The 16872-nt window shown below is 72.0% G+C and carries 15 protein-coding genes; 8 read left to right on the top strand and 7 right to left on the bottom strand.

The features are described from left to right. Positions 1-70: 70 nt before the first annotated feature. Positions 71-745 (bottom strand): DUF2231 domain-containing protein, encoded by a 675-nt coding sequence (locus NDW01_RS36085; RefSeq protein ID WP_252828842.1) that lies wholly within the window; start codon positions 743-745, stop codon positions 71-73. Positions 746-949: 204 nt separating this feature from the next. Between NDW01_RS36085 and NDW01_RS36080 the strand changes: the two genes are divergently transcribed. The 4 genes from NDW01_RS36080 to NDW01_RS36065 all read left to right on the top strand — a co-directional run bounded on the left by NDW01_RS36080 (position 950) and on the right by NDW01_RS36065 (position 5226). After that, on the top strand, positions 950-1630 hold the full coding sequence (locus NDW01_RS36080) for a phosphatase PAP2 family protein (RefSeq protein WP_252828841.1): 681 nt from the start codon (positions 950-952) through the stop codon (positions 1628-1630). 10 nt (positions 1631-1640) lie between these two features. After that, positions 1641-2423 (top strand): phosphatase PAP2 family protein, encoded by a 783-nt coding sequence (locus tag NDW01_RS36075; RefSeq protein WP_252828840.1) that lies wholly within the window; start codon positions 1641-1643, stop codon positions 2421-2423. A 269-nt stretch (positions 2424-2692) separates the two neighbouring features. Beyond that, complete coding sequence (locus NDW01_RS36070; RefSeq protein WP_252828839.1) at positions 2693-3667, top strand: RCC1 domain-containing protein; 975 nt, start codon at positions 2693-2695, stop codon at positions 3665-3667. A 155-nt stretch (positions 3668-3822) separates the two neighbouring features. Beyond that, positions 3823-5226, top strand: a complete 1404-nt coding sequence (locus NDW01_RS36065) for a peptidase M16 family protein (RefSeq protein ID WP_252828838.1) — start codon at positions 3823-3825, stop codon at positions 5224-5226. 59 nt (positions 5227-5285) lie between these two features. Here NDW01_RS36065 and NDW01_RS36060 read toward each other — a convergent pair whose 3' ends face one another. Next, the gene (locus NDW01_RS36060; RefSeq protein ID WP_252828837.1) at positions 5286-6176 is read right to left on the bottom strand and encodes an alpha/beta fold hydrolase; all 891 of its coding nucleotides are present in this window, start codon (positions 6174-6176) and stop codon (positions 5286-5288) included. Positions 6177-6423: 247 nt separating this feature from the next. Here NDW01_RS36060 and NDW01_RS36055 point away from each other — a divergent pair, with 247 nt between their 5' ends. From NDW01_RS36055 to NDW01_RS36045, 3 genes are read left to right on the top strand one after another with little or no spacing between them, the layout of a single operon-like run. Continuing rightward, complete coding sequence (locus tag NDW01_RS36055; protein ID WP_252828836.1) at positions 6424-7257, top strand: CPBP family intramembrane glutamic endopeptidase; 834 nt, start codon at positions 6424-6426, stop codon at positions 7255-7257. After that, a complete protein-coding gene (locus NDW01_RS36050; protein WP_252828835.1) occupies positions 7254-8408 on the top strand; it encodes a sensor histidine kinase in 1155 nt (384 codons plus the stop codon). Before NDW01_RS36055 ends, NDW01_RS36050 begins: the two co-directional genes overlap by 4 nt. Then, positions 8405-9064, top strand: coding sequence for a response regulator (locus NDW01_RS36045; protein WP_252828834.1), 660 nt, complete (start codon positions 8405-8407; stop codon positions 9062-9064). Before NDW01_RS36050 ends, NDW01_RS36045 begins: the two co-directional genes overlap by 4 nt. Before the next feature lie 86 nt (positions 9065-9150). On the opposite strand, the gene NDW01_RS36040 is transcribed toward NDW01_RS36045, so the two are convergent. The 4 genes from NDW01_RS36040 to NDW01_RS36025 all read right to left on the bottom strand — a co-directional run bounded on the left by NDW01_RS36040 (position 9151) and on the right by NDW01_RS36025 (position 15069). Beyond that, positions 9151-11916 (bottom strand): alpha-amylase family glycosyl hydrolase, encoded by a 2766-nt coding sequence (locus tag NDW01_RS36040; protein WP_252828833.1) that lies wholly within the window; start codon positions 11914-11916, stop codon positions 9151-9153. Between the two features lie 393 nt (positions 11917-12309). After that, complete coding sequence (locus NDW01_RS36035) at positions 12310-13074, bottom strand: maleylpyruvate isomerase family mycothiol-dependent enzyme (RefSeq protein WP_252828832.1); 765 nt, start codon at positions 13072-13074, stop codon at positions 12310-12312. Between the two features lie 68 nt (positions 13075-13142). Continuing rightward, positions 13143-13961, bottom strand: a complete 819-nt coding sequence (locus tag NDW01_RS36030) for a hypothetical protein (RefSeq protein WP_252828831.1) — start codon at positions 13959-13961, stop codon at positions 13143-13145. A gap of 232 nt (positions 13962-14193) precedes the next feature. Continuing rightward, positions 14194-15069 carry an alpha/beta hydrolase family esterase gene (locus tag NDW01_RS36025; protein ID WP_252828830.1) on the bottom strand — a complete coding sequence of 292 codons (876 nt, stop codon included), beginning with the start codon at positions 15067-15069 and terminating at the stop codon, positions 14194-14196. 316 nt (positions 15070-15385) lie between these two features. Here NDW01_RS36025 and NDW01_RS36020 point away from each other — a divergent pair, with 316 nt between their 5' ends. Continuing rightward, positions 15386-15760 carry an SSI family serine proteinase inhibitor gene (locus NDW01_RS36020; protein ID WP_252828829.1) on the top strand — a complete coding sequence of 125 codons (375 nt, stop codon included), beginning with the start codon at positions 15386-15388 and terminating at the stop codon, positions 15758-15760. 94 nt (positions 15761-15854) lie between these two features. On the opposite strand, the gene NDW01_RS36015 is transcribed toward NDW01_RS36020, so the two are convergent. Continuing rightward, complete coding sequence (locus NDW01_RS36015; RefSeq protein WP_252828828.1) at positions 15855-16451, bottom strand: FHA domain-containing protein; 597 nt, start codon at positions 16449-16451, stop codon at positions 15855-15857. Between the last annotated feature and the right edge of the window lie 421 nt (positions 16452-16872).

The following is a 16872-nucleotide window of genomic DNA, read 5'->3' as shown; positions in this document are numbered from 1 at the left end:
GGGGCCCGGCCCCCCACGTCTCTCGCGCGAACGGCGCCGGCGCGGGCCGGAGCGGTCCGCGCCCGTGCGCTCAGTCGCCTCCGTGCCAGGTCATCTCGGCGCCGAGGTGGCCGGTCCGTACGACCCAGATCGCCGAGACGACGGCGGCCACGACGGCGAGGGCGGCCACCACGGTGCCGAGCGCCGGGCCGGCGAGGAAGCCCTCCGTCGTGTACGCGCGGTACCGCGCGAGGATGACGAGGACGACCAGGAGGAGCACGAGGGCGACGACGAGCAGGCGCAGCTGCCCGCCCAGCTCGGCGTGCCGTTCGAGCAGGTTCCCCTCCCCGCCGCCGCCCCGGCGCGGACGACCTCCGCCGGGGCCGTCCGGGCCGCCGGCGCGGCCGATCGCCTTCATCCGCTGCACACGCTCGTCGCGCAGCTTCTCGCCGGCGCCGGCGGTGAGGATGGTCGCCGCCATCGTCACGATGCCGAAGACGTCCGCCGCCAGGCCGTACCGCACCCGCCAGACGGGGCGTACCGCCAGGGCGATGACGACGCCCGCCAGGATGGGGACGAGCACCACCGGGACGTGCAGGAACAGCGCGTGGGCGGGCAGGCCGAAGAGCTTGGACAGCTCGAACGGGGCCACCGCGGCGGCGACCACGAAGGTCGCCGCCAGGAGGAGGATCGAGGGGTCCGAGGGGAAGAACCGCCGTGCGGGCGGCTTTGCCGGGGTGTCGGATTCGGTCAGGGCCGTAGTCATGGACCCAGAAGCTATGAGAGGCGGCCCCGCGATGGCTGAGAGAAGGCTATGAATCCCCTCTGAACGCGCACCGGTCGCGCTCGATCACTCACCCCATGTGTCGCGTCTGCGGCGCAGCGTGGCGATCATGGCGCTACCGTGTCCTGGTCGTGAAATCGCGGTGAACGCCGCGGGGTGCTGGAAGGGCGGGACGTGGCGGGTCGGATGAAGTTCATCGGAGGGGTGCTCCTGCTGGTCGTCCTGGCGGTGCTGGGCCTGGCCGCCAAGACCACCGCGCTGACCGACGCGGACCTCCGCCTCGACGAGCATCTCGTCGCCCTGCGGACCCCGGTCCTGACCGACGTCGCCAAGGCCGCGACGCTGGTCGCGCAGGCCGCGGTCGGCGCCGTGATCGCGGTCGTCGTTCCGGTGATCCTGTGGCTCCTGCGGCGCCGCCGTGACGCGCTGCTGACCGCCTGCCTGATGATCGGCGCGCTCGCGATCGCGTACGTGGTGAAGACCCTGGTCGCCGAGCACCGGCCGCCGCGGCGGCTGTGGGTGATCCCGCCGGACAACGCGATGAGCTTCCCGAGCGGGCACGCCACCGTCGCCGCCGGGGTCGCCCTCATCCTCGGCCTGCTCGTACGCGGACGCCTGCGGCCGCTCGCGACCACCGTCGGAGTGCTGTTCGCGGGCGTCGTGGCGTTCGCCCGCATGTACCTCGGCGTGCACTACCTGCTCGACGTGGTGGGCGGCTGCCTCGCCGCGGTGAGCGCCGCGCTCCTGGTCTCGGGGTTCCTCGACCTGCCGCGCATCCGCAGCGGGTTGGAGGACGTGGGCACTCCCGCCGCCGGCCGGCACCATGCCGGTCGCTCGCCTCGCGTGCCCACCGACCGACCTGGGTAAGGGGTCCGGCATGTGGCTACAAAGGGTGCGGAGGTGGACGTACCGTCGGTTCAGCCCGGATGGGCGTCTCGGCCTGAGACTGACGCTGGCCTGTGCCGCCGTCCTCCTCGTCGCCGTGCCGTTCGTCGTCCTGCTGGCGCTGGTCAACGCGCACTGGGCGCCGTTGCGGCATCTCGACGACACCGCGACGCTCCACACCCACGGCTTCGTCCTTCGGCACCGGGCGCTCGTCGGCCCGCTGCGGGCGACCGCGTACGTCTTCCACCCGTGGGTGTTCCGGATCGTCCTCCTCGCGCTGGCGGCCTGGCTCCTCTACCGGGGCGCGCGGCGGCTCGCCGCCTGGGCGACCACGAACGTGCTGGTGGCCGGGGTGGTGAGCGGGACGCTCAAGGCCGCGGTCGGCCGGACCCGCCCGGTGCTGCCCAGCCCGATCGCGCACGCGGGCGGCGGGTCGTTCCCCTCGGGACACGCGCTGATGACGGTCGTGGGCACCGCAACGCTCGTGCTGGTGTTCCTTCCGCTCCTGCGGCGTGCGTGGCGCGCGGTGGCCTGGGTCGCGGCCGCCGTGCTCAGCGTGGCGTCCGGGCTGTTCCGCGTGCTGCTGGGCGTGCACTACCTCAGCGACGTCCTCGGCGGGTGGATCCTCGGCGTCGCCATCGTCCTGGCCACCACCGCGGCGTTCGAGACCTGGCGGCGCGGCGAGGGCCGGCGCCCGGCGGACCCGATCCGCGAGGGCGCCGAGCCCGAGGCGGAACCGCGGATCACCGGCGACGACCACGCCACCCCCGCCTGACCGCGCCGCGCATCGCGTGCTCACGCCGCTTCTCGCGTGACCTCGGCGCCCCCGCGCTTCTCGCCCGACCTCGGCGTGCTCGCCGCTTGTTTTTCCGGCTGCTGACGGTGCCGTGACCATGATCGGCCGCCTCACCCGGCGGACGCGCGACAGCATGGGAGGCCGACACGTCGGTCCCGCACGCCGTCCGTACGGCTCAGGTCCCGGGAGGTCGGCCGCCCATGTGGCCGAGAACGCGAACTCATCGTCGGCGGCGCGCGGTCGCGTCGGTGACCACCGTGGCCATGCTGGCGTGGGCCGCGCCGGGGGCGGCGCTCGCCGCGTCGCCGCCGCGAGTACGGCCGATGCCGGTTCCGCCGGTCCGGCTGCACGGCATCATCGCGATCTCCGCCGGCGGTGACTTCGCATTGGCGCTGCGTACGGACGGCACGGTCGTCGGCTGGGGTGCCGACCAGTTCGGCCAGTCGAGCTCCCCACGCCGGCTGAAGGGGATCACCGCGATCTCGGCGGGCAGTGACTTCGGCATCGCGCTGCGCACCGACGGCACGGTCGTGGGCTGGGGGAACAACGAGTTCGGCAAGGCGACCCCGCCGCGCTGGCTGACCGGCGTCCGGGCGATCTCCGCCGGCTCCACCTGGGCCCTGGCGGTGCGCTGGGACGGCTCGGTCGTCGGCTGGGGCGCCGATGACTTCCGCGAGGCCGAGCTGACCCGTCGGCTCTCCGGAATCATCCTGGCATCGGCCAGCGACAGCTTCGGCATCGCGCTGCGCTCCGATGGAACGGTGGTGGGCTGGGGCAACGACGAGTTCCGCAAGGCCAGCCCCCCGCGCTGGCTGTCCGGGGTACGGGACCTGTCCACGGGCGGCGTCTTCTCCCTGGCACTCCGGTGGGACGGCAGGCTCTTCGCCTGGGGCGCGGACACGTTCCGCGTGGTCAGCATCGCCAACCGGATCTCCGCGCTGCGGCAGGTCTCCGGTGGCGGTGACTTCGTCGTCGCGCTTCGATGGGACGGCACCGTGCTCGCCTGGGGGCGGGACGAGTTCGGCCAGTCGAGCCCGCCTCCCTGGCTGCGCGGCATCATCCAGATCTCCGCGGGCAACGACTTCGCGTTGGCACTGCGGACTGACGGTGTCGTCATCGAGTGGGGCAACATCGGCGGACCGCCCGCGGCCGGCACGGCGGGCGCGGGCGGTGGGACGGCGGGTGGTGCGGGCGGTGGTGCAGGAGGAGGAGGCGGCGGCTGATGACGGGCGTTGACCATGATCGCGTCGGGCCCTAGCCTTTTCGCGCTATCCAGGAGGGCGCGGTGGGCTGGGACCGGACTGAAGTCGACGGAATACCCGCTTTTTGGACGGCCGGCGATGGCGACCTCACGGCCCACCTCATCTTCCGGGTCGGAATGGCCGACGAACAGCTGGCCGTTCGGGGCATCACCCATCTGATCGAGCATCTCGCGCTGTTCGCGGTCAACGACCGGCCCCATTCCACCAACGGCCAGGTGGACGCGGCCACCACGACGTTCGTCACGAGAGGCGATCCCCAGGAGGTCGCCGAGTTCCTCGCCGGAGTGTGCCGGGCCCTGGGCTCGCTGCCCTTCGACCGGCTGCCGATCGAGAACCACGTCCTCCGCGCCGAGGCGAGCAGCAGAGCCCCCGTCCTGGTCGAACCGCTCCTCGTCTGGCGGTACGGCGCGGCGACCTACGGCGCGCCCGCCTACGAGGAGTTCGGCGTGGGCGGGCACACACCGGACCAGATCGCCGCGTGGGCGCGGCGGTGGTTCACCCGTGACAACGCGGTGCTGGTGTTCACCGGCGGCCCCCCACCGGAATCCCTGCGTCTGGACCTGCCCGCCGGCGAGCGGATTCCGCCGCCGCCCCCGTCATCCGCGCTGCCCACCACGCCCGCGTACTTCTGCGAACCCGAGCAGAAATTCGTCGCGGCCCACGCCGTGGTGGGCCGGTCGGTGGCGGCTCAGGCGTACGCGATGCTGCTCGGCCGGCGACTGCAGAAAAAACTGCGCCGGGAACTCGGAATCAGCTACAGCCCGGACGCGTCGTACGACGTGCGCGACGCGGACGTCGCCCATGTCATGGCGTTCGCCGACGGCCTGCCGGAGAAGCACGCCGAATTGGTGTCCGCCTTCGTCTTCCATTTCCGGCTCACCGCGGAGGAGGCCGCGTCCGGCGAGGAGATCACGGACATCGTGCACCGGCTCCGTACGGCCTATCGCGACTCACCGTCGGGCGGGGCCTACGGCAACGCGTTGCGCGAACTGTTCGGGCTGGAGCCGATCAGCGAGGCCGACCATGAGGCGAACTTGGACGCCGTCGACCCCGAGGCCGTCCTGAAGGTGGGCGCCGAGGCGTTCCAGTCGGCTCTGCTGATGGCGCCGGGCCGGGAGCTTCCGGGAGCCAGGTTCCATCCGGCGCCGTGGGGATCGGACGACGTGGTCGACGGGCGGGTCCTCCGCAGCGCCGACGCGCCGGTCGACACCGAGCGCCTCATCGTCGGCCCGGATGGGGTCAGCCGGGTGCAGGGCTCGCGTCGCGTCACGGTCCGGTTCTCCGAGTGCGAGGCGATGCTCGCCTGGCCGGACGGCGGGCGGCGGCTGATCGGCCGCGACGGCTTCTCCCTGACGGTCGAGCCGACGCTCTGGGCGGGCGGGTCCTCCCTTGCCGCCCTCCTCGACGACGCGGTCCCGGCCGAGCGGATCGTGCCGCGCCCGCAGCGGTCCCCCGACCGCATCCCCAGGCCCACGACGACCCGTTACCAGCGGGTCCGCGCCCGTCTCCTGCGTCCCTGACCGACCGGCGACGGTCCCCTTCCCGCGCCGGGGAAGGGGCCGTGACCCGTCGCGGTCGCTCAGCGCGCGGCCTGGGCGGCGACGCGCTGGATGGCCTGGACGGCGACCTCGGGCTGGTCGAGGTAGATGTAGTGCTCGCTCTTGGTCGCGATGCTGAACTTGCTGCGGGGGGAGAGCGCGAGCCACTTGTGCTCGCCCGCCGTCCAGTCCTGCTCCATGCGCGGGCCGTACTGCGGGAAGGCCGCGAGGTAGGGCTTGCCGTGCTTGATCACCTGGACGGGGATGTTCCCGGCGGAGCGGACCTTGGTGTCGGTGATGACGATCTTCTCGGGGTTCTCGCCCCGGTCCCCCGCGAGGGTCTGCTCGCGCAGCTGGGCCGCCTGGCCCGTGGCGTTCGCGGGAATGTCCCTGGTGATGTCGGCGACCGAGGTCGGGGTGGTGGCGTCCATCAGGACCACGCCCTTGACCCTGTCGCGGTGGTCGGGGGCGTACCTGCCGACGATCATTCCGCCGAGTGAGTGCCCGGCCAGCACGACCGGACGGTGACCGGCGACGTGGTCCAGCACGCCGGTGAGGATCTTTCCGGTGCTGGTGAAGCTCTGCGGGCCGTCCGGCTTGTCGCTGGCGCCTTCGCCGAGGCGGTCGTAGGAGCACACCCGGTCGTCCTTGCTGAGCGTCTTCTGCAGGGCGGCCATCTTGTCCAGCCCGTCGCCGAGTCCGGGCAGCAGGACGATGACCGGCTTGTGCTTGGACAGGGCGCCCGAGCAGGACACGTTCACCGCCTTGCCGTCCACTTGAATCTTCTTCGTCCCGGTGAACGGGTCCTCGGTCCGGTGCGCGGCGAGGGGGCTGCCGGCGGCGGTCGCGTCGGCCTTGCAGCCGGTGAGCCCGATGCCGACGGCGGTGCAGGCCAGGGCGATGACGGCGGAAGTCTTGATCGTGCGCTTCATGGGGTCCTCCGGTGAGCGATTCCGATGCCCGGCGGCCGAAATGTGGTGCCGGGGCGATGTCGAGAACGCTACGGAGCCGGCCACATCGAAGGCGTCACCGTACGGCGGACATTCGCGCGGCCCTTTTGTCCCCCGTACGAGCCACAACGAGTGTCCACGGCGCGGTGACGATTTAGGACCGCTCGAATTCGTAGCGTTCTCGGCGTCACCGCGGCGCTCCGGTCGCGGGTCTCGTACAGGAGTCGTCATGCGTCTGTTGAAGCAGCTCGTGGCCGTCGCGGTGGTCGCCCTCGTCGGCAGTCAGGCCGTGGCCGCGGTCCAGGGGAACGCGTTCCTCACCCTGATCCTCGGTCTCGCGTCGGCCGTGGTCTCGGTGCTGGTGTACGCCTGGGTGGTGCGGTGGTCCGAGCGCCGGGAGCCGGTCGAAGTGGCCAGGACCGGTGCCGTCGCCGCCTTCGGCCGTGGAACGCTCATCGGCGTCGCGATGTTCACGGCCGTCATCCTGAACCTCGTCTTCCTGGGCGACTACCGGACCGACGGCGGGGGCTCGGTGACGGGGGCGCTGGGACTGATCGGCTTCATGGCCGCCGCCGCCGTGACGGAGGAGCTGCTGTTCCGCGGCGTCCTGTTCCGGATCATCGAGGGATGGATCGGCACCTGGATGGCGCTGACGCTGACCGCCCTGCTGTTCGGCATGTCGCACCTGCTCAACAAGGACGCCACCCTGTGGGGCGCGATCGCCATCGCCATCGAGGCCGGCGGCATGCTCGCCGCCGCCTACGCCGCCACCCGCAGCCTGTGGGTGACGATCGGTGTGCACTTCGGCTGGAACTTCGCCGAGTCCGGCATCTTCGGCACCGAGGTCTCCGGCAACGGCGACACGAAGGGGCTGCTGCACGGTGTCACGTCGGGCTCGTCCCTGCTCAGCGGCGGCAAGTTCGGCCCGGAGGCGAGCGTGTACTCGATCGTGTTCGGCGCGCTGCTGACCATCGTCTTCATGTGGCTGGCTCACCGGCGCGGCAACCTGGTCCCTTTCCGGCGCCGTGCCCGGGTCGCCGCGACCGCTACGCTCGCCCAGTGATCGATCTCCGGCGGCTCCCGGACCTGTGGCGGCGGTGTGACGTCACGGTCCGGGATTCCCCGCTCGCGCTGCTGCAGATCCTCCTGACGTATCTGCCGACGTTCCACAATCACGGAACGCAGCTCGGCGGACTGCCGGCCCGTCCCTTCGACGCTCTGACCATCGTCGCGGTCGCCCTCGAGACCCTCCCGCTCGCCGTGCGCCGGCGGTGGCCGGCCGCCTGCCTCATCCTGGTGTCGCTCGGCTTCGTCCTCGACCAGCTCCGCGCCTACCAGACGGTCGCGGCCGCCGGACTGGCGCTCGCGCTGCTGAGCGCGGGCGCCCACCTGGAGCGTCACCGGCGCGTCACCGTGGTCGTCCTCTCCGTGGCGTACGTGCCGCTGGCGGTCGCCCTCGACCGGCTCGGCGGCACCGACGGGCCGAGCGAGTACGTGACGTTCTACCTGGCACTGGTCATCGTCTGGGGCATCGGGTCCTGGCTGCGCGCCACCCGCGCCGCCGAGGCCGAACGCCGCCGCCACGTCGCCGAGGCCACCCGCGCCGCCGAACGCACCCGGATCGCCCGTGAGCTCCACGACGTCGTCACGCACCACGTGACGGCGATGGTCGTCCAGGCCGAGGCGGCGCGCTACCTGACCGCCGCCCCCGATCGGCTCGACGCGACCCTGAGCGCCGTCACCGACACCGGCCGGCGGGCCATCACCGACCTGCGGCACCTGCTCGACCTGCTCAACCCCGACCACGACACCGACGTGAGGACGCCGTCGGCCGGAGACCTCACGACGCTCGTGGAGCAGACGCGCACCGCCGGGCAGCCGGTGGAGTTCACTCAGGAGGGCGAGCCGTCGGAGCCGGCCGGCAGCGCCGAGTTCGTGGCCTACCGGGTCGTGCAGGAGGCACTGACGAACGCCCTCAAGTACGCCCACGGCAGCCGCACCGAGGTCCGCGTGCGCTATGGCGGAAGGGATATCACCGTGGAGGTCTGCACCGACGGTTCCGGCTCGCGGGCCGGCTCTCCCGGCGGGAGCGGCCGGGGCCTGGCCGGGCTCCGCGAACGGGTCGAGGCCCTGGACGGCGAGTTCGACGCGGAGCCGCGGGCGGCCGGCGGCTTCGTCGTGCGGGCGCGCATCCCCGCGGGGAGCCCGTCGTGAGCGCGCCGGTCCGGGTCCTGGTCTGCGACGACCAGGCGCTGATCCGCACGGGATTCTCGACGATCATCGACGCGCAGCCCGACCTCGAGGTGGTGGGCGAGTGCGGGGACGGGCGCGCCGCGGTCGACCTCGCCCGGCGGCTGAACCCGGACATGGTCGTGATGGACGTACGGATGCCGGTGCTCGACGGCATCGAGGCGACCCGCCTGCTCGCCGGGCCCGGCGTGGAGGATCCCATCAAGGTGCTCGTGGTGACGACGTTCAACCTGGACGAGTACGTGTACGAGGCGCTGCGCGCGGGGGCGAGCGGGTTCCTGCTCAAGGACGCCCCGCCGGCGCAGCTGCTGAACGGCATCCGCACCGTCGCGACCGGCGCCGCGTTGCTGGCGCCGGAGGTGACGCGGCAGCTCGTCGGCAGGTACGCCGCGCGGATCCGCCCCTCCGGGGACGGATCGAGCGACGTTCCGCTGACCCCACGGGAACTGGAGGTCCTGCGCCTCATCGCGAACGGCCTGTCCAACAGTGAGATCGCCGCGACCCTGGTGATCAGCCAGGAGACCGTCAAGACGTACGTCTCGCGCATCCTCACCAAGCTCGACCTGCGGGACCGCGTGCAGGCGGTCGTCTACGCCTACCGCAGGGGCCTGGTGACCTGACGCCCCGGCGGATGCGACGGGTGACGACGCCGGCGGATGCGACGGGTGGCGGCCCCCGCCCGTCGTACGGGCGGGGGCCGCCACGGTTAGGAGACCTTCTCCACCGACGGGACGTGGGTCACCTGGTTCCAGGTGAACCGGTACTTCGTGCCGTCCGCCGGGACGCTGAGCTTGAGGTTCTCCCCGCCCGAGGCGCCGCCCGCGCCGTAGTTCTCGGTCCACGAGTCGTTGATCGCGATCTTCCACTCGTAGTCGCCGGCCGGCAGCGTGAAGGTGCCGTGCCACTGGCCGTCGGCCGTGTCGAACGCAAGCCGGGTGGCCGCGCAGGCCGGGTCCCAGTCGCCGCCGCAGCCCGCCTCGCTCTGCAGCGACCCGACGAGCGTCACGTGGTCACGGGCCGGCTTGGGCGCGGCGGTGGTCACGGTGACCGGCGCACCGGTCACCGGCCGCGAGCCGCGCTCGAGGAGGGTGGCGCGATAGCGGACCTGCGTGCCCAGCGGGAGCTTCGACACGTCGTCCGTGACGGTGTACGCCGGGGAGGAGGTGTCCGTGCCCAGGTCCTCCCAGGCCCCGCCGCCCACGCTGCGCTCGAACCGCACCGACTCCGTCGCCCGCTCGGGGCCGACGTCCGCCTGGACGGTGACCGGGTCGATGTTCGTCACGGTCCCGCCGTCCTTCGGGGCGGTCACGGTGACCGCCGGCGCCGGCACGGCCGTCGACCGCTCCCGGCTCCAGCGGGTGTGGCCGGCGTTGTCGAGCACCACCGCGCGGTAGCGCAGCGGGGTGCCGGTCCGGTAGCCGCTCGTGTCGTGGAACACCTGGTACGGGGCGGAGTCGTCGGTGCCGATCGACTGCCACGGGCCGTCGCCGACCTTGACCTGGAACGTGACCTCGTTGAAGGAGGACCCGGCGACGGCCGCGGCGACGTGCATGCGCCCGTGAGACGCCTCCGCCGGCGCGGGCGGGGCGAGCGTGACGGCGGGCGCGGCCTTGGACACGGGGACGCGGCCGTCGGCGAGGTAGACCACCGCGGACAGGGCCGGCACGGTCACCTGCAGCGTCCGGTCGGCCTTGCTGCGCAGCGTCGCCGCGCCGGTGCCGTACACCTTCGTGAACCCGCTGTTCGCCAGGTACGTGGGGACGGCGGCCGACTGCGGCGTGGTGGCGTTGTTCAGCGCGACGACGTACTCCCGCTGCTGCGTCCGGTCCATCCGGGAGAACGCGAAGACGCCCGGCCCGTCCGAGGCGTACCGCACCTGCTCGGCCCCGTTCCGCAGGGCGGGGTGCCGCTTGGTGACCGCCGCGAGGTCGCTGATCGTCCGGTAGAGCGGGTGGTCGGGGTTGAAGTTGTCGACCGCGTGCGTCGAGGTCGTCCCCAGCAGGTCGTCCTGGAGGTACTCCGGCACCTTGCTGGCGAACATCGTCTGCCGGGCGAGCTGGTCCCCGCCCTTGCCCGTGAAGCCCTGCTCGTCGCCGTAGTAGACGACCGGGTTGCCGCGCGAGAAGTACATCAGCTCGTGCGCGAGGCGGTCCCTGGCCAGGAGCTCGGCGTCGCTCGCGCCCGGGTTGTCGCTGGTCAGGAAGTAGCCGATGCGCCCCATGTCGTGGTTGCCGAGGAAGGTCGGCAGCTCGTACACGTTGGAGTCCGCGTCGGTGTACCAGTCGTCGCTGGCAAAGAACCGCGCCAGCGCGGCGTTGCCCTGGCCACGGGACGCGAAGCTGCGGGCGGCGTCCTGGAACGGGAAGTCCAGCACCGCCTGCATCCTGTCGTGCGTCGTGTAGTGCGAGGTGAGGCTCTTGGCCGCGTCGTCGCTGCCGTCGAGCGCCACCTCGCCGAACATGAAGAAGTCCGGCTTGCCGTGCTCCCGCGCGTACTTCACGATGCCCGGCCCGAACGTCTGCCAGAACTCGTCATTGACGTGCTTCATCGTGTCGATGCGGAAGCCGTCGATGCCGAAGTCCCTGATCCACGTCTCGTAGATGTCCATGAACCCGCGGACGACGCGCGGGTTCTCGGTCATCAGGTCGTCGAGCCCGTAGAAGTCGCCGTACTGCGCGTCCTCGCCGGTGAAGGTGGTGTTCCCGCGGTTGTGGTACAGCGTGACGTCGTTGAGCCAGTCCGGCACCTTGAGGTGCTTCTCGCTGGCGTCGAGCACCGGGGTGTACGGGAAGGAGGTGTTCGGGTCGAGCTTCGGGAAGGTCGAGGTGCCCGCGTAGTCCCGGTCGTCGAACGGCTTCCCGTCGGCGGTGCGGTACGGCTTGGCGTCCTTGGACACGTACGCCGTGCGCCCGCCCTCCTTGTAGCCGATGACGTCGGCGGTGTGGTTGGTGATGATGTCGAAGTAGACCTTCATGCCCCGCTGGTGCGCGGCCTTGACCAGCGCGGCCAGGTCGGCGTTCGTGCCGAGGTGCGGGTCGATCTGCGTGAAGTCGGTGATCCAGTAGCCGTGGTACCCGGCGGAGGGACCGTCCTCCAGCTGCACCGCCTTGTTCTTGAAGCTCGGGGTCAGCCAGATCGCGTTGGTCCCGAGCCCCTGGATGTAGTCGAGCTTCGAGGTGATGCCCTTGAGGTCACCGCCGTTGTAGAAGCCCTTGTTCGTGGGGTCGAATCCGCTGACCAGGGGGTCGTTGCCCAGGCCGCCGGTGTCGTTGGCCGGGTCGCCGTTCTTGAAGCGGTCGGCCATCACGAAGTAGAAGTTCTCGTTCGTCACCGGACCGCGGAGCGAGTGCAGCGCGCCGCCCCGGGGACCGGGGGAAACGGGTGCGGCGTTCGCGGGCAGGGCCGTGGACCACGCCGCCACACCGAGTGTGGCCGCGGCGGCGGCGAGGGCGGTTCGTACCGAGTTGCGCATCGTTGCGGGCTCCTGGCTCGGGGGTGCCAAGACCGTAAATCACCGGAACGTCCGGAGGAAAGATCTCACCTGCAGACCAGTCAGCCGCATCTCGCGCTGCCGGACACGCTGAATTCACCCGGGGCTGGAGCTCCGCCGTCCACGAGGCCGAGACGGCCGCTCAGGCGCAGGGCAGAGCGCTCACCCCCGAGGAACGAGCCCTGGCCGGCGACACCGGTGGCAGGCAGGCGGTGTACGGGGCCTTCCAGAACCGCCAGGTGAGGACCTCGGGCCCCGGGTCGCCGCCTTATCCGCAGTTCGTCGGCGAAACGTGGGACACCTATCGGCAGTCGCTGAGGGAGTACGGGTTTCTCTGACACCCTCCGGGCCCGGGGCGGCGTTGCGGGGGCCCGCTCACTGCGTCGCCGTGACGATGCAGCGCCGCAGCTCCTCCACCGCCTCCGGGGCGCCCTCGACCGTCACGCCGCTCGGCTCGCCGGTGGACTCGCGGTTCCAGAGCCGGCGCAGCACGGCCGTCGGCGGACCGCTCACCGTCACGTCGGCCGCCTCATCGCCCTCGCCGTCCTCGACGGTGAACAGCCCCGGCCCCGTCCGTACGCGCCAGGCCGCGCCGTCGGTCCGCACCGTGTACGTCCGGCCCGGCGATCCGGCCAGAATGTCCGTGAAGTAGTCGCTCCACTCGGCGACGCTGTACGCCACGAACACCTTGAGCAGCTCGTCGATGCCGTCGACGGCGAGGTCCGCCGGGACCGGTGCCACCGGCTGCCCGGCCGCGAGCTCGGCGTCGATGCGGTGGACGACCGTCTCCTGCGCCATCCGCCGGGCCCAGAACCCGACGGTCTGGTCCGGGCCGTACCAGGTGCCGGTCGGATCCTCCGGCCGGCGCGCGGCGAACTCCGCACGCAGGTCGGCGTACGTGCGGTCGAGCAGCGCGAGCGGCTCCTCGTCCGCGGAATCCTTCGGCGGCCACTCGTCGGGCTCACCGCCCAGGCGCATGCCGAGGGTCTTGTGCAGGTAGACCTGGCCGACGTGGCGGGCGAGGTCGGCGTTGGTCCAGCCGGGGCAGGTCGGAACCGCCGCCGTCCGGTCGGCCGAGACGACGGCCCGCAGGCGGTCGAAGTCCGACGCGAGACAGGCCAGGAATCGGGAGTTCTCCATGCCGCACAGTCGACCATGTCGGTACGACATCCAGGCCGGTCTTCGGGAGCCGGAGGCGTCGTGGCGGTTCACTCCGGGCGCGGCGTCGCCGTCTGCCGCGCGATGAGGAGCAGGAGCCGGATCACCGCGAGCGCCACCACGGGCAACGCGACGAGGGGCAGCCGCGTCACCAGCGTGAGCCGGGTTCCGCTGAGGTGGCCCAGGGTGCCCAGGGCGTCCCCGGACGCCCGGTCGGTCAGCAGGACCGCCACCGCGGCCACCGAACCGGCGGCACACCCGCCGAACCCGACCCGCGCGTCACGGCTGACGAACCCGCTCAGCACCGCCGCGGCGGCGACGGCCAGCAACGCCATTTCGACGGCCCAGTGCAGCAGCCGGGGCTGCATGACCATCGAACCGGCCGGTGGCGGGTCACCCGGCGAGACGCGCCACGCGTACTCGAACCCGGGCGGATGCGTTCGGCCGCCGATCGACGTACGGACCAGGGGCGGCCGGAGCCGCAACGTGTAACCGGGATATCCGGCGGCCTTCAGCACCGGGCCGACGCTCCCACCGGCGATGTCGAAAACGGGGCGCGGACCGGGCCGGTACGCCCGCACGACCTCCGTACGGGCGAACGTGAAGGCCGAGCCCCGTTCGACGGTCGTCGGCCCGAGGACCTGCCCCCGGAACAGCGCCGCGGCCACCCGCCGGCCCAGGTCCCGCAGCTCGCGGTCCGAGCGCACGCCACCGCCGACCCAGAGATCGGCCCGGCCACTGCCGTCCGCCCGCAGGACGACGGTGACGTGGGCTCCCGGTGCCGGACGCGGCCCCCCGGCTCCGCAACCGACGACGACGAGGAACAGGACCAAGACCGTCCCCGACGCGGCCCACCGTTTCCATCCCATGGCGCCCTCCGCGGCCCGCCCACGGTCCTCAGCATGGCCCGTCCGGGTAGCGGCGAGATCTCGATCCGGCCGCAGCCCGGCAGGACCGCGCCGGTGCCGGTCGGCGGTGGGAGCGGTTCGTGGTGGTGCCGGTCGGTGGTGGGAGCAGTCGGCGGTGGTGCCGGTCGGTGGTGGTGCCGGTTGGTGGTGGGAGCGGTCGGTGGTGGTCTCGGCGGGCGGTGGGAGCGGGCGTTCAGAGCCGCCGGAGGTCCGGGGAGACGAGCAGGGGCCGGGCGAAGCGGCAGATCTCCTCGGCCGCGTCGAACTCCAAGGTGGCCGGCTCGTCCCACTCGGGCGGGGTGGGCGTACCCGGCCAGGTGTGACCGCCGCCGAAGACCGTCCAGGCGACCACCCGTGTTCCGCCGACGCCGCCGTGGACCGTCGTGCGGCTCGACGACTCGGTGGTGTGCGTCTCGCCCGGTCCGGACGGGCACCGGTCGATCGTCCGCCAGTGCTCGGCCGTCTCCCGCAGCGACAGCGTGCGGCCGCGCAGCTCGCCGTTCGGCCCGCGGCGCCGCGAGTGCCCCCCGTCGATCGGGACGATCCGGTCGGCCGTGCCGTGGATCAGCATGGCCGAGACGGCGTGCGTCGGCCGCACGTCCAGTAGGGCGGCGGGCAGCCCGCCCGCGACCGTCGCCAGCACCGCCACCTGGGCGCTCGCCGCCAACGCCAGCCGGTGCCCCATGAACGCGCCGTTGGACATCCCCGCCACCACGACCCGATCGGGAGAGGTGCCGTGGCGTTCGGCCGACCGTTCGATGACCGCGCGGAGGAAGGCGACGTCGTCCACTCCCGCCTGGTCGGCGGCGGTGACGCCCCGGCCGTCCGCCCAGCACCCCCCGATCCCGTCCGGGTAGGCGACCGCCAGGCCCCACTCATCCGCCTGTTCGTCGAACGTGGTCCACTCGCGCATGACGGGACCCCCGGGGTCCGGGCCGTTGCCATGGAGCACGAGTACGAGGGGCGGCTCCCGGCCGTCCACCGTCGCCCGGGGCAATCGGATCGTGAAGTTGCGGTCCCTCCCGCCGATTCTCAGCTCGTCGACGATTTCAGCGTCATCGCCCGCCATGCACGTACTCCCTCGGATCGCGTGGGCCTGCGCGGCCGGACCGCATGGTCCTCCGCGATTCTGCCGGAGGCGGCTCAGCCGAGCGCGGCCGCAGCCGTCTCGCTCCCATCCGACGCGTGCGCTCCCCGGCGGAGGGGCCGATACGCGGAGCAGGCATCGCCCTTTCATGGATTTCAGGGGATTCTTCGAGGTCCGCCCATATGGCCGCCTTCGGTCCATGAAAATCGCGATGAGAGTGGTCGAGGGAAGTAGCGTGAATGAGCACTCGACAGGTCGATCGCGGTGAAAGGAGAAGACCGTGGGGTCTTTTCGGTTGATGACTGCGACGGCGGTGGCCGCAGGCTCGGTCGCGGTCTCGGTGACGGCCGCCCCGACCGCCTCCGCCGCGGCGGACGCGCTCACCCTGAGCCTCTCGTCCCCGTTGATCGGCACCAGGACCGTGACGCTCACCTGCGAGCCGACCGGGGGGACGCACCCCGCCGGCGACGCCGCCTGCCAGGACCTGATCGCGGCGAACGGCGACATCGCGCGTATCCCGCCGTACCAGCTGGGCGGCTGCGGCGGCTACTACGACCCGACCGTCGCATCGGCGGTCGGTCACTGGCGTGGCCTACCCGTGAACTACACGAACACGTTCAGCAACCCGTGCGTCGCGAATATCGTGACGGGCGGCCACGTCTTCCGTTTCTGAATCCCTCGTCCCGTCGTCGCCTCGATTCGCGGGGTCCTTGATTCGGCCGGCCGCGCCCCGCGCGCCGGCGCCGAACGACGAGGCTCGGGGCCGGTCAGCGCCGGCGCCAGAAGTTCCACCGGCCGCGCTTGGGCGGACGCTCCGACCCGGCCGAACCGGCCGGAACGCCGGCGAGGGGGGCGTTGCCGACGTACACCAGACGGAACTTGCCTATCTGCACCTCGTCACCGCTGGACAGCACCGACTCGTCGACGCGCTCGCGGTTGACGTAGGTGCCGTTGAGGCTTCCCGCATCGCGGATCCAGAACCGGCCGTTGTGCCGGAGGAACTCGACGTGCTTGCGGGACACGGTGACGTCGTCGAGGAAGATGTCGCTGTGCGGATGGCGACCCACGGTCGTGGTGTCACGGTCGAGGAGGAACCTGCTCCCGGCGTTGGGCCCTCCTCTGACGAGGAGCAGCGCCGTGTCGGGAGGGAGTGCCTCGACCGGTCCGGGATCGATCGCCGGCCCCTCGTCCTGGTCGGCCTCGACGGCCGCCTGGATCGCGCTCAGCGACATCGTGGACGTCGAGGTGCCCGGTTCGTTCATGATCGGCGGGGCCTCCCCGGTGAGCGGGGCGCCACAACTCGAGCAGAAGCGGGCACCGTCCGGGTTGGTGTGGCCGCACCGCGCGCACTCAGCGTTCGGCATCGCCGGTTCCGCCTCCTATCTATGGTTCGGTCTCCCATGCACCGTACGGCACGGACCTTAGAGATATGACGGTGTGGTCGCGCCTTCCCCAGAGCGGGGACGGACCAGGGAGGCGGCCGCCGTCGGTGATGCCCGTTCCATGACATTCAGAACGACCTTGGACGCACTCCGCGTTCCCCATTTGCAGCACCGGCATGCCACCTCGGTCGATGAGCGGGCCGCCCCCGTCGAGCATGGAGCGATCATGACGCCGTGCGGTCCGTAGCGGTCGCGACCACGGAGCGGGGTGAGCGAGCAGCGCCGAGGCCGGCCGCCCGGTGTCGTGCATATTGCTGTGAAAGGTGCATGTGTTCTCACCAAGAAGGAGGTCGGCGTCGACCGCTATGAATCTCGTGGGATCGGGCGTGAGGCTAGGTCAGGT

It is taken from the genome of Actinoallomurus soli (genome assembly GCF_024055715.1).
GTDB classification, from domain to species: domain Bacteria; phylum Actinomycetota; class Actinomycetes; order Streptosporangiales; family Streptosporangiaceae; genus Actinoallomurus; species Actinoallomurus soli.
The sequence above is the reverse complement of the archived record's forward strand: the minus strand, read 5'-3'. Positions and strand labels throughout refer to the sequence as shown.

Excerpts from the sequence above, each read along its gene's own strand:
- NDW01_RS36085 (WP_252828842.1), bottom strand. The coding sequence starts at position 745 with ATGACTACGGCCCTGACCGAATCCGACACCCCGGCAAAGCCGCCCGCA.
- NDW01_RS36080 (WP_252828841.1), top strand. The coding sequence starts at position 950 with ATGAAGTTCATCGGAGGGGTGCTCCTGCTGGTCGTCCTGGCGGTGCTG.
- NDW01_RS36075 (WP_252828840.1), top strand. The coding sequence starts at position 1,641 with ATGTGGCTACAAAGGGTGCGGAGGTGGACGTACCGTCGGTTCAGCCCG.
- NDW01_RS36065 (WP_252828838.1), top strand. The coding sequence starts at position 3,823 with ATGGCCGACGAACAGCTGGCCGTTCGGGGCATCACCCATCTGATCGAG.
- NDW01_RS36060 (WP_252828837.1), bottom strand. The coding sequence starts at position 6,176 with ATGAAGCGCACGATCAAGACTTCCGCCGTCATCGCCCTGGCCTGCACC.
- NDW01_RS36055 (WP_252828836.1), top strand. The coding sequence starts at position 6,424 with ATGCGTCTGTTGAAGCAGCTCGTGGCCGTCGCGGTGGTCGCCCTCGTC.
- NDW01_RS36040 (WP_252828833.1), bottom strand. The coding sequence starts at position 11,916 with ATGCGCAACTCGGTACGAACCGCCCTCGCCGCCGCCGCGGCCACACTC.
- NDW01_RS36035 (WP_252828832.1), bottom strand. The coding sequence starts at position 13,074 with ATGGAGAACTCCCGATTCCTGGCCTGTCTCGCGTCGGACTTCGACCGC.
- NDW01_RS36030 (WP_252828831.1), bottom strand. The coding sequence starts at position 13,961 with ATGGGATGGAAACGGTGGGCCGCGTCGGGGACGGTCTTGGTCCTGTTC.
- NDW01_RS36025 (WP_252828830.1), bottom strand. The coding sequence starts at position 15,069 with ATGGCGGGCGATGACGCTGAAATCGTCGACGAGCTGAGAATCGGCGGG.
- NDW01_RS36020 (WP_252828829.1), top strand. The coding sequence starts at position 15,386 with ATGACTGCGACGGCGGTGGCCGCAGGCTCGGTCGCGGTCTCGGTGACG.
- NDW01_RS36015 (WP_252828828.1), bottom strand. The coding sequence starts at position 16,451 with ATGCCGAACGCTGAGTGCGCGCGGTGCGGCCACACCAACCCGGACGGT.